17 protein-coding genes are annotated in these 18,674 nt (G+C 66.6%); 13 read left to right on the top strand and 4 right to left on the bottom strand.

Annotation, left to right across the window (positions count from 1 at the left end):
* The first annotated feature begins 38 nt into the window (after positions 1-38).
* Together HWX31_RS30790 and HWX31_RS30785 are read left to right on the top strand one after the other, a co-directional pair.
* Positions 39-1,310, top strand: a complete 1,272-nt coding sequence (locus HWX31_RS30790) for a glutamate-5-semialdehyde dehydrogenase (protein WP_174965973.1) — start codon at positions 39-41, stop codon at positions 1,308-1,310.
* Between the two features lie 17 nt (positions 1,311-1,327).
* A complete protein-coding gene (locus HWX31_RS30785) occupies positions 1,328-1,750 on the top strand; it encodes a CopD family protein (protein WP_080401447.1) in 423 nt (140 codons plus the stop codon).
* 84 nt (positions 1,751-1,834) lie between these two features.
* On the opposite strand, the gene HWX31_RS30780 is transcribed toward HWX31_RS30785, so the two are convergent.
* Positions 1,835-2,683 carry a MurR/RpiR family transcriptional regulator gene (locus tag HWX31_RS30780; RefSeq protein WP_059611049.1) on the bottom strand — a complete coding sequence of 283 codons (849 nt, stop codon included), beginning with the start codon at positions 2,681-2,683 and terminating at the stop codon, positions 1,835-1,837.
* Between the two features lie 293 nt (positions 2,684-2,976).
* Between HWX31_RS30780 and edd the strand changes: the two genes are divergently transcribed.
* The 4 genes from edd (at position 2,977) to HWX31_RS30760 (ending at position 7,604) form a co-directional block, all read left to right on the top strand.
* Positions 2,977-4,833, top strand: coding sequence for a phosphogluconate dehydratase (edd, locus tag HWX31_RS30775; protein ID WP_174965974.1), 1,857 nt, complete (start codon positions 2,977-2,979; stop codon positions 4,831-4,833).
* 25 nt (positions 4,834-4,858) lie between these two features.
* Positions 4,859-5,485 carry a bifunctional 4-hydroxy-2-oxoglutarate aldolase/2-dehydro-3-deoxy-phosphogluconate aldolase gene (gene eda / locus HWX31_RS30770; protein ID WP_010091337.1) on the top strand — a complete coding sequence of 209 codons (627 nt, stop codon included), beginning with the start codon at positions 4,859-4,861 and terminating at the stop codon, positions 5,483-5,485.
* 240 nt (positions 5,486-5,725) lie between these two features.
* On the top strand, positions 5,726-7,087 hold the full coding sequence (locus tag HWX31_RS30765) for a GntP family permease (RefSeq protein ID WP_059654636.1): 1,362 nt from the start codon (positions 5,726-5,728) through the stop codon (positions 7,085-7,087).
* 13 nt (positions 7,088-7,100) lie between these two features.
* A complete protein-coding gene (locus HWX31_RS30760) occupies positions 7,101-7,604 on the top strand; it encodes a gluconokinase (protein ID WP_174965975.1) in 504 nt (167 codons plus the stop codon).
* 55 nt (positions 7,605-7,659) lie between these two features.
* Here the strand turns inward: HWX31_RS30760 and HWX31_RS30755 are convergent, their stop codons facing one another.
* On the bottom strand, positions 7,660-8,316 hold the full coding sequence (locus HWX31_RS30755; protein ID WP_174965976.1) for a TetR/AcrR family transcriptional regulator: 657 nt from the start codon (positions 8,314-8,316) through the stop codon (positions 7,660-7,662).
* 277 nt (positions 8,317-8,593) lie between these two features.
* On the opposite strand from HWX31_RS30755, the gene HWX31_RS30750 reads away from it, so the two are divergent.
* Entirely contained in the window at positions 8,594-10,012 is a 1,419-nt protein-coding gene (locus HWX31_RS30750; RefSeq protein ID WP_174965977.1) for an NAD(P)/FAD-dependent oxidoreductase, read from the top strand.
* A gap of 84 nt (positions 10,013-10,096) precedes the next feature.
* Here HWX31_RS30750 and purB read toward each other — a convergent pair whose 3' ends face one another.
* Positions 10,097-11,485 carry an adenylosuccinate lyase gene (gene purB, locus HWX31_RS30745; protein WP_174965978.1) on the bottom strand — a complete coding sequence of 463 codons (1,389 nt, stop codon included), beginning with the start codon at positions 11,483-11,485 and terminating at the stop codon, positions 10,097-10,099.
* Between the two features lie 236 nt (positions 11,486-11,721).
* On the opposite strand from purB, the gene HWX31_RS30740 reads away from it, so the two are divergent.
* From HWX31_RS30740 to HWX31_RS30715, 6 genes are all read left to right on the top strand, one after another.
* The gene (locus HWX31_RS30740; RefSeq protein WP_010091343.1) at positions 11,722-12,675 is read left to right on the top strand and encodes a LysR substrate-binding domain-containing protein; all 954 of its coding nucleotides are present in this window, start codon (positions 11,722-11,724) and stop codon (positions 12,673-12,675) included.
* Positions 12,676-12,861: 186 nt separating this feature from the next.
* A complete protein-coding gene (locus HWX31_RS30735; protein WP_059611065.1) occupies positions 12,862-14,148 on the top strand; it encodes a Glu/Leu/Phe/Val family dehydrogenase in 1,287 nt (428 codons plus the stop codon).
* A 228-nt stretch (positions 14,149-14,376) separates the two neighbouring features.
* Positions 14,377-15,270, top strand: coding sequence for a glutamate/aspartate ABC transporter substrate-binding protein (locus tag HWX31_RS30730; protein WP_174964831.1), 894 nt, complete (start codon positions 14,377-14,379; stop codon positions 15,268-15,270).
* 85 nt (positions 15,271-15,355) lie between these two features.
* Positions 15,356-16,096, top strand: a complete 741-nt coding sequence (locus tag HWX31_RS30725) for an amino acid ABC transporter permease (protein ID WP_059611067.1) — start codon at positions 15,356-15,358, stop codon at positions 16,094-16,096.
* Complete coding sequence (gltK, locus tag HWX31_RS30720) at positions 16,096-16,773, top strand: glutamate/aspartate ABC transporter permease GltK (RefSeq protein WP_174964832.1); 678 nt, start codon at positions 16,096-16,098, stop codon at positions 16,771-16,773. Before HWX31_RS30725 ends, gltK begins: the two co-directional genes overlap by 1 nt.
* Positions 16,770-17,495 (top strand): amino acid ABC transporter ATP-binding protein, encoded by a 726-nt coding sequence (locus HWX31_RS30715; RefSeq protein ID WP_059611071.1) that lies wholly within the window; start codon positions 16,770-16,772, stop codon positions 17,493-17,495. Before gltK ends, HWX31_RS30715 begins: the two co-directional genes overlap by 4 nt.
* Positions 17,496-17,595: 100 nt before the next feature.
* Here HWX31_RS30715 and HWX31_RS30710 read toward each other — a convergent pair whose 3' ends face one another.
* Positions 17,596-18,498: a class II glutamine amidotransferase gene (locus tag HWX31_RS30710; protein WP_059760598.1), complete on the bottom strand. Its 903-nt coding sequence runs from the start codon at positions 18,496-18,498 to the stop codon at positions 17,596-17,598.
* Positions 18,499-18,674 lie beyond the last annotated feature (176 nt).

Here is an 18,674-nt window from a genome sequence, read left to right as displayed (position 1 = left end):
TCATGCCGCACTGAGCGGCCCGCTTTTCGAGTCACATGATGGATATCGACCAGTACATGACGGACCTGGGTCGCCGCGCCCGGCAGGCTTCCCGCGCGATGGCGCGCGCCAGCACCGCAGCGAAGAACGCGGCGCTCGATGCGGTCGCCCGCGCGATCGAGCGCGATGCGCAGGCACTGAAGGACGCGAACGCGCGCGACGTCGCGCGGGCTCGCGACAAGGGGCACGATGCGGCGTTCATCGACCGCCTGACGCTGTCCGACAAGGCGTTGAAGACGATGGTCGAAGGGCTGCGCCAGGTCGCGTCGCTCGCCGATCCGATCGGCGAGATCGGCAATCTCAAGTTCCGCCCGAGCGGGATCCAGGTCGGCCAGATGCGCGTGCCGCTCGGCGTGATCGGCATCATCTACGAATCGCGCCCGAACGTGACGATCGACGCGGCGGCGCTGTGCCTGAAGTCCGGCAACGCGACGATCCTGCGCGGCGGCTCCGAGGCGCTCGAATCGAATGCCGCGCTCGCGAAGCTGATCGGCGAAGGGCTCGCGTCGGCGGGCCTGCCGCAGGACGCGGTGCAGGTCGTCGAAACCGCCGATCGCGCGGCGGTCGGCAAGCTGATCACGATGACCGAATACGTCGACGTGATCGTGCCGCGCGGCGGCAAGAGCCTGATCGAGCGCCTGATCAACGAGGCGCGCGTGCCGATGATCAAGCACCTCGACGGCATCTGCCACGTCTACGTCGACGATCGCGCGGACCTCGACAAGGCGCTCACCGTCTGCGACAACGCGAAGACGCACCGCTACGGCACGTGCAACACGATGGAGACGCTGCTCGTCGCGAGCGGCGTCGCGCAAGCCGTGCTGCCGCCGCTCGGCCGCCTGTATCGCGAGAAGAACGTCGAACTGCGCGTCGATGCGGCCGCGCGCGCGGTGCTCGCCGACGCCGGCGTCGGCCCGCTCGTCGATGCGACCGAGGAAGACTGGCACACCGAATACCTCGCGCCGGTGCTCGCGATCAAGGTCGTCGACGGGCTCGACGCCGCGATCGAGCACATCAACCATTACGGCTCGCACCACACGGACGCGATCGTCACCGAGGATCACGACCGCGCGATGCGCTTCCTGCGCGAAGTCGATTCGGCGAGCGTGATGGTCAACGCATCGACGCGCTTCGCCGACGGTTTCGAATTCGGCCTCGGCGCGGAGATCGGCATCTCGAACGACAAGCTGCATGCGCGCGGCCCGGTCGGCCTCGAAGGGCTGACGTCGCTGAAGTACGTCGTGCTCGGGCACGGCGAAGGCCGTCAGTAACGCGAGGCGCGCAATCGATGGCAATGCTCTGGGTCAAGACGTTCCATATCGTACTGATCGCGTCGTGGTTCGCGGGGCTGTTCTACCTGCCGCGCATCTACGTGAACCTCGCGATGGAAACCGATCCCGCCGCGATTCGCCGGCTGCTCGTGATGGCACGCAAGCTGTTCCGCTTCATGACGCTCATCGCGGTGCCGGCGCTCGCGTGCGGCATGTGGCTGTGGCTTGCGGTCGGCATCGGCCAGGGGCAGGGCTGGGTGCACGCGAAGGTCACGGTCGTGCTGCTGCTGATCGTCTATCACGCGTATTGCGGCCACCTGCTGAAGGTGTTCGAGCGCGGCGAGAACCGGCGCTCCGACCGGTGGTATCGCGTGTTCAACGAACTGCCGGTGCTCGGGATGCTCGCGGCGGTCGCGCTCGCGGTGATCAAGCCGTTCTGATTTCGTCGTTTCCGCCCGCACCGGACAAACGGCGCTCTTCGGGGCGCCGTTTGTCGTTTACGCGTTCCGCGGGGACGAGCGTGCCTACTCCTTCGCGTTCGCGTCGATCCGGCGGCGCGTGATCGCTTCCTTCGCGCGGCCGACCCGTTCCATCAGCGCGGGCCCGCGCGACAGCGCGACGCCGACCGCGAGGATGTCGCCGATCGCGAGGTGCGACATCCGCGACGTCATCGGCGAGAACACGTCGGTTTCCTCCGCGACGTTCGACGCGAGGCTCACCGTCGCCAGCTTCGCGAGCGGCGAGTGGCTTTGCGTGATCGCGACGACTTTCGCGCCGCACGCGAGCGCCGCGCGCGCGGCCTCGACGATGTCGCGCGTGCGGCCGGTGTTCGAGATCGCGACGACGACGTCCTGCGGGCCGAGCAGCGCCGACGACATCGAGAACGTGTGCGGATCCGAATACGCGACGCTCGGCACGCCGAGCCGGAAGAACTTGTGCTGGATGTCCTGCGCGGCGATGCCCGAGCCGCCCGCGCCGTAGAACTCGATGCGCGACGCGTTCGACAGCAGCGCGATCGCCTCGGCGACGCTGCCCGCCGACAGGCTGTTGCGCACCTCGATCAGCGCGCCGATCGTGCGGTCGAACACCTTGCCGATGATGCCCGGCGCGGGCTCGTCCGGCTCGACGTCGCGGTAGACCGACGACACGCCCGGCGCGACGCTCTGCGCGAGCCGGATCTTGAATTCGCGAAAGCCGCTGCAGCCGAGCGCCTGGCAGAAGCGCGCGATCGTCGGCTGGCTGACGCCGGCGCGCGCGGACAGCTCGGTCATCGCGAGGTCGAGCACCTCGCGCGGCGCGGCGAGGATGTAGTCGGCGAGCTTGCGCTCGGACGGGCGCAGGTCGGGGCGGATCGCTTCGATGCGGGGCAGCATGGGACGGCAGGTGGTAATCGGGTTCGGATGCGCGAGTGTATCGCAAACGAATTGTAGAAAATCTACATGAAAATGCTAGCTCGAATTGGAGGGTTCGCTGGCAAGGTGTAGAGGTTGGATTAGGGTTTTCACTAATCAATACCTTGCCTGTAGCGGGAGTGCGGGTTTCGGGTCTGCCAATCCGCATTGCGTGTGTGTAGTTTTTCTACTAGACTGGCTGCGTTCAGTCGTTGCATTCGACCGTCCCCACGATTCCAACCGCCGGTGTCGGCCGGCATACAGGAGCGCCCAGCATGACCTCGCTGCATCCCACTCTGGCGAAAGTCACCGAACGCGTGATCGCGCGCAGCCGGTCGACCCGTTCCGCTTACCTGAAGCGCATCGACGGCGCGCAGGGCCGGTTCCCCGCACGCGGCGCGCTGTCGTGCGCGAACCTCGCGCACGGGTTCGCGGGCCTTGAAGGCAACGACAAGTTCGAGATCAAGGCGATCAAGCAACCGAACATCGGCATCGTGTCCTCGTACAACGAGATGCTGTCCGCGCACGCGCCGTACAAGGATTTCCCGGACATCATCAAGGCGGCCGCGCGCGCGAACGGCGGCGTCGCGCAGTTTGCGGGCGGCGTGCCGGCGATGTGCGACGGGGTCACGCAGGGCAACCCGGGGATGGAGCTGTCGCTGTTCTCGCGCGAGGCGATCGCGATGGGCACCGCGATCGCGCTCACGCACAACATGTTCGACGCGGCGCTGTGCCTCGGCATCTGCGACAAGATCGTGCCGGGCCTCCTGATCGGCGCGCTGCAGTTCGGCCACCTGCCGACGATCTTCGTGCCGGCCGGCCCGATGACGAGCGGCCTGTCCAACGACGACAAGGCGAGAATCCGCCAGCAGTTCGCGACCGGCCAGGTCGGCCGCGACGCGCTGCTCGAGGCCGAATCGGCCGCGTACCACGGCCACGGCACCTGCACGTTCTACGGCACCGCGAACAGCAACCAGATGCTGATGGAGCTGATGGGCCTGCACCTGCCGGGCTCGGCGTTCGTCCATCCGCATACGCCGCTGCGCGACGCGCTGACGGCCGAGGCCGCACGCCGCGTGCTCGACCTGACCGTCGAGCGCGGCCACTACACGCCGATCGGCCACGTGATCGACGAGAAGGCGATCGTCAACGGCATCGTCGCGCTGCTCGCGACGGGCGGCTCGACCAACCACACGCTGCACCTCGTCGCGATCGCGCGCGCGGCCGGCATCCTGATCGACTGGGACGACTTCGACGAGCTGTCGGCCGCGGTGCCGCTGCTCGCGAAGATCTATCCGAACGGCAAGGCCGACGTGAACCATTTCCACGCGGCGGGCGGCATCGCGTTCCTGGTGCGCAACCTGCTCGAAGGCGGGCTGCTGCATGAGGACGTGACGACCGTCGCCGGCAAGGGTCTTTCGCACTACACGAAGGAGCCGAGACTGATCGACGGCACGCTGACGTGGGTCGACGGCGCGGCCGAGAGCCACGACACGAAGGTGCTGCGCCCGATCGGCGAGCCGTTCCAGCCGGACGGCGGGCTGCGCCTGATGCAGGGCCGCCTCGGCCGCGGCGTGATCAAGATTTCGGCGGTCGCGCCGGAGCACCGCAAGGTGACGGCACCCGCGATCGTGTTCGATTCGCAGGAGGCCGTGCAGGAAGCGTTCGATCGCGGCGAGCTGAAGCGCGACTTCGTCGCGGTGGTGCGCTTCCAGGGCGCGCGCGCGAACGGGATGCCCGAGCTGCACCGTTTGACGCCGCTGCTCGGCGTGCTGCAGGATCAGGGCTTCCATGTCGCGCTCGTCACCGACGGGCGCATGTCCGGTGCATCGGGCAAGGTGCCGGCGGTGATCCACGTATCGCCGGAAGCGCTGCTGAACGGCCCGCTCGGCAAGGTGAAGACGGGCGACGCGATCGTGATCGACGCCGAGGCCGGCGTGCTCGACATCGCGGTCGACGACGCCGAATGGCACGCGCGCCCGGTCGCGCAGCCGCTGCACCAGGCGGACAACGAGATGGGCTTCGGGCGCGAGCTGTTCGGCGTGTTCCGCGCGGCGGCCGCGCCGGCGGAGCAGGGCGCATCGGTTTTCGGGGCGCTGGTCGGCGAAGCGGCCGCCCGCGTCACCGCGTAACTTCGAGATTCAAGGAGAGGCATCGATGAAGACGATTGGCGAAATCGTGAAGCTGGGCCCGGTGATTCCGGTGCTCGCATTCGACTCGGTCGAGCAGGGCGAACAGGTGTCGCGCGCGCTGCACGCAGGCGGCGTGAAGGTGCTCGAGATCACGCTGCGCACCGCGGCGGGCCTCGCGGCGATCGAACGCGCGAGCCAGCTCGCGGACGACATCGTCGTCGGCGTCGGCACGATCACGAAGCCCGAGCATTGCGCGCAGGCGAAGAAAGCCGGCGCACAGTTCGGCGTGTCGCCGGGCCTGACGAAGGACCTGCACCTTGCCGCGCTCGACGCGGGCCTGCCGCTGCTGCCCGGCGTGATGACGCCGAGCGACATCATCCAGGCGCTCGAATTCGGCTACGAGATCGTCAAGTTCTTCCCGGCCCAGCAGGCGGGCGGCGTGCCGATGCTGCAGGCGTTCCACGGCCCGTTTCCCGCGCTGAAGTTCTGTCCGACGGGCGGCATCACGGTCGACACCGCGCCGAATTTCCTCAAGCTGCCGAACGTCGTGTGTGTCGGCGGCTCATGGCTGACCCCGAAGGCGGCGCTCGCCGCGCAGGACTGGGCGGAAGTCACGCGCCTCGCGCAAGCCGCCAGCCTGCTCCCTCGTTGAACTTGTACGAAATGGCATCTTCACCCTCGGTCGAACAGTGCTTAGTGCTTGTTTTGCCGAGGGTTTTTGCTGATGGAACCGGTTCTATCGCTCGGCGGTAAAGATAAGTAAAATTCAGCGTCCTGACGGCGGGGTGCCACCCCGCCATTTCGGAGACCTGCATAGCCGGGCATACTCGCAACCAGCTTCGCGCATGGCGCAAGGCGGCCCGGTTCGAATAAATCCCAAGGAGGAGTCCACATGGGCGCTGTCCAAGGCAGCATGCTGCTCATTTACACCGTGATCGCGATCGTGGCGCTGATCGTGATGATCGCGCGGTTCAAGATCTATCCGTTCCTGGTCCTCATCATCGTGTCGCTCGGCCTCGGCCTGGTCGTCGGCATGCCGATGGACAAGATCGTCAAGTCGTTCGAGACGGGCACCGGCGGCACGCTCGGCCACATCGCGATCGTCGTCGGCCTCGGCACGATGCTCGGCAAGATGATGGCCGAATCGGGCGGCGCGGAGCGAATCGCGACCACGCTGATCGACTGGTTCGGTGAAAAGAACATCCACTGGGCGATGATGTTCGTCGCGATCATCGTCGGCCTGCCGGTGTTCTTCGAAGTCGGCTTCGTGCTGCTGATTCCGATCGCGTTCAACGTCGCGAAGCGCACCGGCAAGTCGCTGCTCGTCGTCGGCCTGCCGATGGTCGCGGGCCTGTCGGTCGTGCACGGCCTGATTCCGCCGCACCCGGCCGCGCTGCTCGCGGTCCAGCAGTACGGTGCCGACATCGGCAAGACGATCGCGTTCGGCCTGATCGTCGGCGTGCCGACCGCGATCGTCGCCGGTCCGCTGTTCGCGCTGACGATCTCGAAGTTCGTGAAGCTGCCGAACAACAACCCGCTCGCCGCGCAATTCGTCGAATCGCACACCGAGGGCAAGAAGCGCGAACTGCCGGGCTTCGGCATCACGCTGTTCACGATCATGCTGCCGGTGATCCTGATGCTGGTCGGCAGCTGGGCCGACCTCGTGTTCGCGCCGAAGACGCTGCCGAACAGCCTGTTGCGCTTCGCCGGCAACTCGGACGTCGCGCTGCTGATCGCGGTGCTCGTGAGCTTCTTCACGTTCGGCAGGCTGCAGGGCTTCAACCGCGAGCAGATCCAGAAGTTCTGCGGCGAGTGCCTGGCGCCGATCGCAGGGATTACGCTGATCGTCGGCGCGGGCGGCGGCTTTGGGGGTATCCTGCGTGACAGCGGGATCTCGCAGCAGATCGTCGCGACCGCGACGCAGGCGCATCTGTCGCCGCTCTTGCTCGGCTGGTTCGTCGCGGCGCTGATTCGTCTGGCCACGGGCTCGGCGACGGTCGCGATGACCACCGCCTGCGGCATCGTCGCGCCGATCGCGGCCGCGTCGGGCGTGACGGTGCGTCCGGAACTGCTGGTGCTGGCGACGGGATCGGGTTCGCTGATCTTCTCGCACGTCAACGACGGCGGCTTCTGGCTGATCAAGGAGTATTTCGGGATGACGGTCGGCCAGACGTTCAAGACCTGGACGCTGCTCGAAACGATCATCTCGGTGCTCGGCCTCACGTTTACGCTGGTGCTGAGCGCGTTTCTGTAACTAGGGGTAGTCAATGATTCTGATCGCAATGGGCGTGTCGGGCGCGGGCAAATCGCGAATCGGCGAGATGCTGGCGGAGCGCCTGTCGTGCAGCTATACCGACGGCGACGCGTTTCACAGCGCCGCCAACAAGGAGAAGATGCACCAGGGCATTCCGCTGACCGACGACGACCGCTGGCCGTGGCTGCGGACGATCCGTGCCGCCATCGAGGAGAAGCGGCGCGCGGGCGAGACGGCCGTCTTCACCTGCTCGTCGCTGAAGCGTTCGTACCGCGACGTGCTGCGCGGCAACGACGCCGACGTGCGGTTCGTGTACCTGAAGGGCTCGTTCGACGTGCTGCACGAGCGCCTGAAGAGCCGCACCGGCCATTTCTTCGATCCGTCGCTGCTGCAGAGCCAGCTCGACACGCTCGAGGAGCCGGGCCCGGACGAAGCGATCGAGGTCAGCATCGAGCTGACGCCCGAACAGATCGTCGATCACGTGATGCAGAAGATCGGCGTCGCGCAGCAGCACTGAGCGCGGTTCGCGGCAATCGGACAGGCAAGGGCGCCCCACTCGAGGGCGCCCTTGCTCATTCTGCGGCCGGTGTTCGTGCGTGCTGCGCGATGCCGTCGAGCAGCACGTCGAGCATCGTGTCGTGCACGACGGCCGGATCGAGGCGCGCATAGAGCGGCGCGGCGGATTTCACGAGCGGGTGGCCGGCGTCGGACAGCGCGTCGATTTCCGCGAGCTCGACGTCGTTGGCCGGCCGCGTCAGGCCGCCGGCTTCGGCCGCGGCGAGCCCGATCACGCTCGCGTACCAGCCGACGCACACGCACGGCCGCGCCGCGCGCGGAATGCCGGCGTCGGCCAGTGCGCGGTGCACGGCCTCGATGTGCGCGAGATCGGCCGGCCCGGTGCTGACGTGACGCTGCAGCAGGCCGAACGCGGCCGGATAGCGGAGCGCGAGCCCGCGGTACTGGCGCGCGAGGTCGCGCAGCCGGTCGCGCCACGGCAGGCGGTCGTCGACCGGCGTCAGCGAGCGCGACAGCGCGTTCGCGATCGCCCGGCTCAGCCCTTCCTTCGACTTGAAGTGATAGAGCACGCTCATCGGATCGCACCCGACCGTCTGAGCGAGCTTGCGCACACTGAATGCCGCTTCGCCGACTTCTTCGAGCAGCGTCAGCGCGGCCGCGACGATCGCGTCCTTGTCGAGGCCGCGCGGGCCTTGGGCGGGTTTGTCCTTCATCGGTGCGGAACGTCGGCCGGCGCATGCCGAACCGTAAGCTTGACGAAAGTATATTCTACACTGTAGAATTATTTCTGCGGTGTAGAAATTGGGTGTCCCGGCACCTTTCAATACGTGCTTGCGCACAGTCCGGGATTCAGGCGACACGAGCGTGTCCGCCGTCAACACGGGCCATCACGCCCCTTTTCTCGTTGACACCCATGTGGAACCGGCTGCCCCACCCGCGAAGCCAATACGGCTCTTCGACAGGCGGCCCAAGACCATGCAAGTGCAAAACATGACCTCCAACAAGCCCCTGATTCAGGACGAATCGCGCTTTGAACAAACGCAACTGAATATCGAGAAAGACAACTGGAACTGGTGCGATCCGGCCCGTTACGACGGCGAGCGGCCGGCCAACTGGTACGAGGCATCGCTGTCGCGCTGGGAAAACGGCGCGCCGCTCGCGCGCGATGTCGTGTGCGACGTGCTGGTGATCGGCGGCGGCCTGCTCGGCGCGTCGGCGGCGCTGCACCTGGCCGAGGCGGGCGTCGACACGATCCTCGTCGACAAGCATCACATCGGTTCGGCCGCGTCGGGCCGCAACGGCGGCCAGCTGACCCCGGGCCTCGCGCGCTGGGAGGCGGCCGACATGATCGACCAGTTGTCGCATGAGGACGCGAAGCGCCTGTGGCGTTTCGCGTCGGCCGAGTCGATGGACCTGATCGACGCGATCGGCGCGCGCTACGCGCTCGACCTCGACCGCAAGCGCGGCCACGTCACGGCGGCGGTCCACCCCGGCCACATGAGCGCGCTGCTCGACGGCGCGGATGCGCGCCGCAGCCTCGGCGACGCAAGCGTGACGCTGGCCGGCAAGCATCAGTTGCAGGACGAATACGTGCGCTCGGCGCTGTATCACGGCGCGGCGATCGACGCGCTGGGCGGCCAGATCCATCCGCTCGCGCTGGTGCGCGGCCTCGTCCACGGCTTCCGCCTGAACGGCGGCGCGCTGTACGAGGGCACCGAGGTGCTCGAGCTCGACGAGACGCCGGACGGCGTCGTCGCAACGACGCCGGGCGGGACGATCACCGCGCGCAAGGGCGTCGTGCTCGCGCTGCACAACACGACCTTCCGGCTGCTCGACGACGGCGGCGCGACGACCGTGCCGTTCTTCACGTACGTGAGCGTGACGGCGCCGCTCGACGTCGACGTCGCGACGCTGATGCCGGCCGGCATGCCCGTGTACGACACGCAGTTCCAGATCGACTACTACCGGCCGGTGCGCGGCAACCGCCTGCTGTTCGGCGGGCAGGGCACCGGCACCTGCTGGGCGCAGCCGGACGTCGACGCGTACCTGCTGACCCGGCTGAATACGGTGTTCCCGCAATATGACGGCCGCTTCGCGCTCGATTACTGCTGGAGCGGCGTCAGCGACTTCACGCTGAACGGCGCGACCGACAGCCGCAAGACCGATGGCCGCGTGCCGATGTACATGGTGCAGGGCTGGAGCGGCCACGGGGTCGCGCAGACGGTGCGGATCGGCAAGGCGATTTGCGACGACTTCGTCGGCCGCAACGACGATTTCTCGATGCTGACCGGCATCGATCACCGCGCGATTCCGCTCGGCCGCCAGCTGTCGCCGATCGCGATTCCGGCCGCGAAGGCCGCGATGAGCATGATGACGGCGCTGAATCCGGGGAAGATGATCTCGTTCTGATCGTGCAACGCGGATCGCCGGCCGCACATACGAAAACGCCCGATGCGCGATGCATCGGGCGTTTTTCTTGGGCGCGGCGCGGTGTTACGCGATCCGCTTAGCGAGCTCGACGGCCTTGCCGATGTATGACGCGGGCGTCATCGCGAGCAGGCGCTCCTTCGCGTCCTGCGGGATCGCGAGCGTGCCGACGAATTCCTGCAGCGCTTCGCGCGTGATGCCCTTGCCGCGCGTCAGCTCCTTCAGCTGCTCGTACGGGTTCTCGATGCCGTAGCGGCGCATCACCGTCTGCACCGGCTCGGCGAGCACTTCCCAGCAGTTGTCGAGGTCTTCGTTCAGGCGCTGCGGATTCACTTCGAGCTTGTCGAGGCCGCGGATCAGCGAGTCATACGCGAGCAGCGAGTAGCCGAGCGCGACGCCCATGTTGCGCAGCACCGTCGAATCGGTGAGGTCGCGCTGCCAGCGCGACACCGGCAGCTTGTCGGCGAGGTGGCGCAGCGTCGCGTTCGCGAGGCCGAGGTTGCCTTCCGAGTTCTCGAAGTCGATCGGGTTGACCTTGTGCGGCATCGTCGACGAGCCGATCTCGCCGGCCTTGGTCTTCTGCTTGAAGTAGCCGACCGAGATGTAGCCCCACACGTCGCGGTCGAGGTCGAGCAGGATCGTGTTCGCGCGCGCGACCGCGTCGAACAGCTCGGCCATGTAGTCGTGCGGCTCGATCTGGATCGTGTACGGGTTGAACGTGAGCTTCAGGCGGTTCTCGATCACGTCGCGCGAGAACGCTTCCCAGTCGAATTCCGGGTACGCGGAAAGATGCGCGTTGAAGTTGCCGACCGCGCCGTTCATCTTGCCGAGGATCTCGACCTTCTCGATGCGCGTGATCGCGCGCGCGAGGCGCGCCGCGACGTTCGCGAGCTCCTTGCCGAGCGTCGTCGGGCTGGCCGGCTGGCCGTGCGTGCGCGACAGCATCGGCTGTTCGGCATGCGCGTGCGCGAGCGCGACGAGGCGCTGGTGGACCGTGCGCAGCGCCGGCAGGATCACGTGCTCGCGCGCGCCGGCGAGCATCATTCCGTGCGACGTGTTGTTGATGTCCTCGGACGTGCACGCGAAGTGGATGAATTCGCTGGCCTTCTCGAGTTCGGCCTGGCCCTTCACCGATTCCTTCAGCCAGTATTCGACGGCCTTCACGTCGTGGTTCGTCACGCGCTCGATGTCCTTGATGCGTGCGGCGTCGTGCGCGGTGAAGCGCTCGACGAGCTGCAGCAGGAACTGCTCGGCGGCGTCGGAGAAGCGCGGCACTTCGGCGAAGCCGGCGCGCGACAGCGCGATCAGCCAGTGCACCTCGACGGTGACGCGGTGGCGCATGAAAGCGGCTTCGGAGAGCCAGTCGCGCAGCGCTTCGGTCTTGCTGGCGTAGCGGCCGTCGATGGGCGAGAGCGCGGTGAGGGCGAAAAGCGTATCGGGACGAGTGTCGGACATGATCGGGCGGGCCTTGGGGCCGGGTCGAACGAGGGGGGGAGGAGAATCCGGCATTTTACCATCGGCGCGCGACGGTCCCGACCGTGCGCGGCTGCGGCGGGTGCCGGCGCGTGCCGCCGCCGCGCCGGCGCGGGTCCGAGGCGGTCGGGCCGCTGGGCCGCCCGCGCCGCCGGCCGGGCCCGCCCGCCGGTAGAATGCAGGCTTCTTCCCGACTGCCGCCCGCCGCGCCCGCCCGCATGGAACTGAAATGGCTCGAAGACTTCGTCTCGCTCGCGGAGACGCGCAGCTTTAGCCGGTCCGCCGAGTTGCGGCACGTGTCGCAGCCGGCGTTCTCGCGCCGCATCCAGGCGCTCGAGGCATGGCTCGCGACCGAACTGATCGATCGTTCGGTCTATCCGACCCGCCTCACGCAGGCCGGCCAGATCTTCTACGAGCAGGCGCTGACGATGCTATCGCAGGCGCACGAGGCGCGCACGCTGCTGCGCGGCCACGTCGGCGCGCCGGTGCCGACGATCGAATTCGCGGTGCCGCACACGCTGTCGCTCACCTATTTCCCGCGCTGGCTGCAGCGGATCGAGGCGAAGATGGGGCCGGTTCACACGCGGCTGCGCGCGCTGAACGTGCACGACGCGGTGCTGTCGCTCGTCGAGGGCGGCTGCGATCTCGTGATGGGCTATCACCATCCGAGCCATCCGGTCGCGCTCGATCCCGCGCGCTACGACATGCTGACGCTCGGCAGCGAGCCGATCAGCCCGTTTTCGGCGCCGGGCCGCGCGGGGCGGCCGCGCTACACGCTGCCGGGCGCGGCCGATGCGCGCGTGCCGTACCTGTCGTATACGCCGAACGCGTATCTCGGCCGGATGACCGAGGTGATCATCGCGAACGCGCCGACGCCGCTGTTCCTCGATCGCGTTTACGAAACCGACATGGCGGAAGGCTTGAAGGCGATGGCGCTCGCCGGCCACGGCATCGCGTTCCTGCCGCACAGCGCGGTCGAGGACGCGGTCGCGAGCGGCCGGCTGATCCGGCTCGACCGCGCGGTGCGCGGGGGCGCGCATCCGTTCACGCTGACGATGGAGATCCGGCTGTACTGCGACAAGGTCGCGCTGCAGGGCGGCGAGCCGCGGCAAAAGCTCGTGCGCGCGCTGTGGGACGTGGTGAGCGACGAGCTGCGCGAGGCGGCCGGCTGACGCCTGTCCACGTTTTCCGGCGCGCCGGATGCCGGGCCGATCGCGGCCGTTCTTGCGCAAATCGACCGCGAATTTGCGAAAAATCGCGATCATGCAGGAAACGCATAATCGAATAAGCAAACGGCATTGGATAAAAAAAACGGGTTTTTCGACAATGTGCGCCATCCGTTGACCGTTGGAGAATCCATGTCTTCGCAACAGCAGTCCATCCCGTCCTACCTGCACGCCGACGATCTCGGCCCGTGGGGCAACTACCTTCAGCAAGTCGATCGCGTCGCGCCGTACCTCGGCTCGCTGTCGCGCTGGCTCGAAACGCTGAAGCGTCCGAAGCGCATCCTGGTCGTCGACGTGCCGATCGAGCTCGACAACGGCACCGTCGCGCACTTCGAGGGCTACCGCGTGCAGCACAACGTGTCGCGCGGCCCGGGCAAGGGCGGCGTGCGTTACCACCAGGACGTGACGCTGTCGGAAGTGATGGCGCTGTCCGCGTGGATGTCGGTGAAGAACGCAGCAGTGAACGTGCCGTACGGCGGCGCGAAGGGCGGCATCCGCGTCGACCCGCGCAAGCTGTCGCGTGGTGAGCTCGAGCGCGTGACGCGCCGCTACACCAGCGAAATCGGCATCATCATCGGCCCGAACACCGACATTCCGGCGCCGGACGTCAACACCAACGAACAGGTGATGGCGTGGATGATGGATACGTACTCGATGAACCAGGGCCAGACGGCCACCGGCGTCGTGACCGGCAAGCCGATCTCGCTCGGCGGCTCGCTCGGCCGCAAGGAAGCGACCGGCCGCGGCGTGTTCGTGGTCGGCTGCGAAGCGGCGAAGAAGAAGGGTCTCGAAATCGCCGGCGCGCGCATCGCGGTGCAGGGCTTCGGCAACGTCGGCGGCATCGCGGCGAAGCTGTTCCAGGAAGCGGGCGCGAAGGTGATCGCGGTGCAGGATCACACCGGCACGATCTACAAGCCGTCCGGCCTCGACGCGAACAAGCTGCTCGACCACGTGGCCCGCACGGGCGGCGTCGCGGCCTTCGAAGGCGCGGAACCGATGCCGAACGACGAGTTCTGGACGGTCGAGACCGACATCCTGATCCCGGCGGCGCTGGAAAACCAGATCACCGAGAAGAACGCGGGGAAGATCCGCACCAAGATCATCGTCGAAGGCGCGAACGGCCCGACGACGACCGCGGCGGACGACATCCTGACCGCGAACGGCGTGCTGGTGATCCCGGACGTGATCGCGAACGCGGGCGGCGTGACCGTGTCGTACTTCGAGTGGGTGCAGGACTTCTCGAGCTTCTTCTGGACGGAAGACGAGATCAACCACCGTCTCGAGCGCGTGATGCGCGAAGCGTTCGCCGGCGTGTGGGCGGTCGCGGAAGAGCACAAGGTGTCGGTGCGCACCGCGGCGTTCATCGTCGCGTGCAAGCGCATCCTGATGGCGCGCGAAATGCGCGGCCTGTACCCCTGATCGGTCGACCTCGTTCGATCCTGACCAGAACATGACGCAATCCACCCGATTGCGAACATGACCCTCGCGGGCGGCGCCGGATCCGGTGCCGCCCGCTTGCGCATTCGGGCGCCCGGAGCCGGGAGGACGGCTTCGCGCGGGGCGCGCCGCAGTGCGGAAAACAACCAGTACTTTCAGAAAAATTACTTTGATACACTGGCGCGGGTTTTAGCCAAGGAGATGAAGAAAATGAAATACCACAAGGCAATCCTGATGGCCGCGGCGCTGTGTGCGTTCGCAAGCGGCGCGCATGCGCAGGAGACCGGCACGCTGAAGAAAATCAAGGACACGGGCGTGATCGCGCTGGGCCACCGCGAATCGTCGATCCCGTTCTCCTACTACGACCAGAGCCAGCAGGTGGTCGGCTATTCGCGCGAATTCCAGCTGAAGGTGGTCGACGCGGTGAAGAAGAAGCTGAACCTGCCGAACCTGCAGATGAAGAACATCCCGGTCACGTCGCAGAACCGCATCCCGCTCGTGCAGAACGGCACGGTCGACATCGAGTGCGGCTCGACGACCAACAACGCCGAGCGTCAGCAGCAGGCTGCGTTCTCCGACACGATCTTCGTGATCGGCACGCGCCTGATGACGAAGAAGGATTCGGGCGTCAAGGATTTCGCGGACCTGAAGGGCAAGACGGTCGTGACGACGGCCGGCACGACGTCCGAGCGCCTGCTGCGCAAGATGAACAACGACAAGCAGCTCGGCATGAACATCATCAGCGCGAAGGATCACGGCGATTCGTTCAATACGCTGGAATCGGGCCGCGCGGTCGCATTCATGATGGATGACGCGCTGCTCGCGGGCGAGCGCGCGAAGGCGAAGCAGCCGGGCGAATGGGTGATCGTCGGCACGCCGCAATCGGAAGAGGCGTACGGCTGCATGATGCGCAAGGGCGATACGGAGTTCAAGAAGGTCGTCGACGACGCGATCGCGCAGGTCGAGAAGTCGGGCGAAGCCGCGAAGATCTACGCGAAGTGGTTCGAGAACCCGATCCCGCCGAAGGGGCTGAACCTGAACTTCCCGCTGTCCGATTCGATGAAGAAGCTGTACGCGAACCCGAACGACAAGGCGCTCGACTGACCCGCGTGTCCGTTGATGCAGAAATGACGCTGACGAAACGGAAGAGGCCACGCTTCTTCCGTTTCTTTTTGCTGGAGTCTTGTCCATGTCATACCACTGGAACTGGGGCATCTTCCTGAGCCCCGTCTCGACCGGCGAGCCGACCACTTACTTCGGATGGCTGATGTCCGGGTTCTGGGTGACGATCAAGGTGTCGCTCACCGCCTGGGTGATCGCGCTGATCGTCGGCTCGCTGTTCGGCGTGCTGCGCACGGTGCCGAACAAATGGCTGTCGGCGATCGGCACGGTCTACGTGTCGATCTTCCGGAACATCCCGCTGATCGTGCAGTTCTTCGTCTGGTACCTCGTCGTGCCGGAACTGCTGCCGCCGTCGATCGGCACCTGGATCAAGCAGTTGCCGCCCGGCACGCAGTTCTTCACCGCGTCGATCGTCTGTCTCGGCCTGTTCACGGGCGCGCGCGTGTGCGAGCAGGTGCGCTCGGGCATCAACGCGCTGCCGAAGGGCCAGCGCGCCGCCGGCCTCGCGATGGGCTTCACGCAATGGCAGACGTACCGCTACGTGCTGCTGCCGGTCGCGTACCGGATCATCGTGCCGCCGCTCACGTCGGAGTTCCTGAACATCTTCAAGAACTCCGCGGTCGCTTCGACGATCGGCCTGCTCGACCTGTCCGCGCAGGCGCGCCAGCTCGTCGACTACACCGCGCAGACGTATGAATCGTTCATCGCCGTCACGCTCGCGTACGTGGTCATCAACCTCGTCGTGATGGCGTTCATGCGCTGGGTCGAAAGCAAGTCCCGGCTGCCCGGCTACATCGGAGGCAAGTGATGCATCAGTTCGACTGGAGTAGTATTCCCGGCGCGCTGCCGACGCTCTGGACGGGCGCGATCATCACGTTCCAGATCACGGCGCTGGCGATCGTCGTCGGCATCGTCTGGGGCACGCTGCTCGCGCTGATGCGGCTGTCGGGCGTCAAGCCGCTCGCGTGGTTCGCGCAGGGCTACGTGACGGTGTTCCGCTCGATCCCGCTCGTGATGGTGCTGCTGTGGTTCTTCCTGATCGTGCCGCAGCTGCTGCAGGGCGTGCTCGGGCTGTCGCCGACGATCGACATCCGGCTCGCGTCGGCGATGGTCGCGTTCTCGCTGTTCGAGGCCGCGTATTATTCCGAGATCATCCGCGCCGGCATCCAGGCGGTGCCGCGCGGGCAGGTGAACGCCGCGTTCGCGCTCGGCATGAACTACGCGACGGCGATGCGCCTCGTGATCCTGCCGCAGGCCTTCCGCGCGATGGTGCCGCTGCTGCTCACGCAGGCGATCGTGCTGTTCCAGGACACGTCGCTCGTCTACGTGATCAGTCTCGCGGACTTCTTCCGCACGGCGGCGAACATCGGCGATCGCGACGGCACGAGCGTCGAGATGATCCTGTTCGCAGGCGCATGCTATTTCGTGATTTGCTCGTTGGCGTCCGCCCTCGTCAAAGGTCTCCAGAAAAAGGTCACAAGATGATTTCCATCAAGAACGTTTCGAAGTGGTACGGCCAGTTTCAGGTCCTCGCCGATTGCACGACCGAGGTGAAGAAAGGCGAGGTGGTCGTCGTCTGCGGTCCGTCGGGTTCGGGCAAGTCGACGCTGATCAAGACCGTGAACGGCCTCGAGCCGTTCCAGCAGGGCGAGATCCTCGTCAACGGCCAGTCGGTCGGCGACAAGAAGACGAACCTGTCGAAGCTGCGCTCGAAGGTCGGGATGGTGTTCCAGCACTTCGAGCTGTTCCCGCACCTGTCGATCACCGAGAACCTGACGCTCGCGCAGATCAAGGTGCTCGGCCGCGGCAAGGACGAGGCGACCGAGAAGGGCATCAAGCTGCTCGACCGCGTCGGCCTGAAGGCGCACGCACACAAGTATCCGGGCCAGCTGTCGGGCGGCCAGCAGCAGCGGGTCGCGATCGCGCGCGCGCTGTCGATGGACCCGATCGCGATGCTGTTCGACGAGCCGACGTCGGCGCTCGATCCCGAGATGATCAACGAAGTGCTCGACGTGATGGTCGAACTCGCGAAGGAAGGGATGACGATGATGGTCGTCACGCACGAGATGGGCTTCGCGAAGAAGGTCGCGCACCGCGTGATCTTCATGGACAAGGGCGCGATCGTCGAGGACGACCGCAAGGAAGACTTCTTCGCGAATCCGCGGTCGGACCGCGCGAAGGACTTCCTCGCGAAGATCCTGCACTGACGCCGGGAGGGCGGCGGGGCCGCCCTTCGCATGCCGCTGCACACGAAAACGCCCGGCGCTGCCGGGCGTTTTTTTCGTATCCGCGCGCCGGGGCGCGCGTTCAGAAGTCGAACGCGTCCTCGCTGACGTCCGCCTCGACGGCCGGCAGCGGCCGCGTGGGCGCGGACGCCGACGCGTCGAGCGCCGGGTTGCGCAGCTTCTCGAGCACGGCGGGCGGCACCGGGATCTGCATGCGCGCGGCGACGTCGCCGCACTGGAACATGATCAGCTCGCCCGGCTCGAACGCGGTCCACACTTCGTTGTCGGTGAGCGGCTGCGTCGCGATCACCGCGACGCGGTCTTCAGGCGTCGTGTATTTCGCGAAGTCGATCGACAGGTCTTCGTCGACGAGATGCGCGGTCGAGAACGGCCAGCGGCGCACGATGTAGTGCAGCCGCGTCGAGCAGTGCGCGAACAGCGCCTGGCCGTTCGACATCAGGAAGTTGAATACACCGTGGTCGGTGATGCCGCGCGTCAGCTCGCCGACCCGCTCGAACAGCTCGGGCAGCGGCGGCTGCGCGCCGGGGAACGCTTCGCGCAGCCCCTGCATCAGCACGCAGAACGCGCGTTCGCTGTCGGTCGTGCCGACCGGGTGATAGACGCTGCCTTCCATGTCCGGCGCGTAGTCCTGCAGGTCGCCGTTATGCGCGAAGATCCAGTGCCGGCCCCACAGTTCGCGCATGAACGGGTGGCTGTTCTCGAGCAGGATATGGCCTTGCGTCGCCTTGCGGATGTGCGCGATCGTGTTCTTCGACTTGATCGGGTAGCGCTTGACCATCTCGGCGATCGGCGACGTGGCCGATGCCTGGTGATCGATGAACAGGCGGCAGGCCTTGTCTTCGAAGAACGCGATGCCCCAGCCGTCGGCATGGTGATCGGTGAGTCCGCCCCGGGCCGCGAAACCGGTGAAGGAGAATGTGACGTCCGTCGGCGCGGCGCAGTTCATTCCTAAGAGTTGGCACATTTTACTTGGGGCGGCAGGCTGAAGCGGATAACGCACCGGGCGAACCCCGGTACAATGCATGCTTCTAGCATATCACCGAGCCAACAGCGGTAAAAAGCGGATTCCGCCGACGAACGGCCCCGTGTTGCGGTTAGCCGTCAGTCGGCCCGCGCCGGCGGCATTCGGCACCGTTTTTC

This window comes from Burkholderia ubonensis, assembly GCF_902833085.1.
Classification (GTDB): domain Bacteria; phylum Pseudomonadota; class Gammaproteobacteria; order Burkholderiales; family Burkholderiaceae; genus Burkholderia; species Burkholderia ubonensis.
Note: the sequence above shows the minus strand (reverse complement) of the source record. Positions and strands in the feature narration are given on the sequence as shown.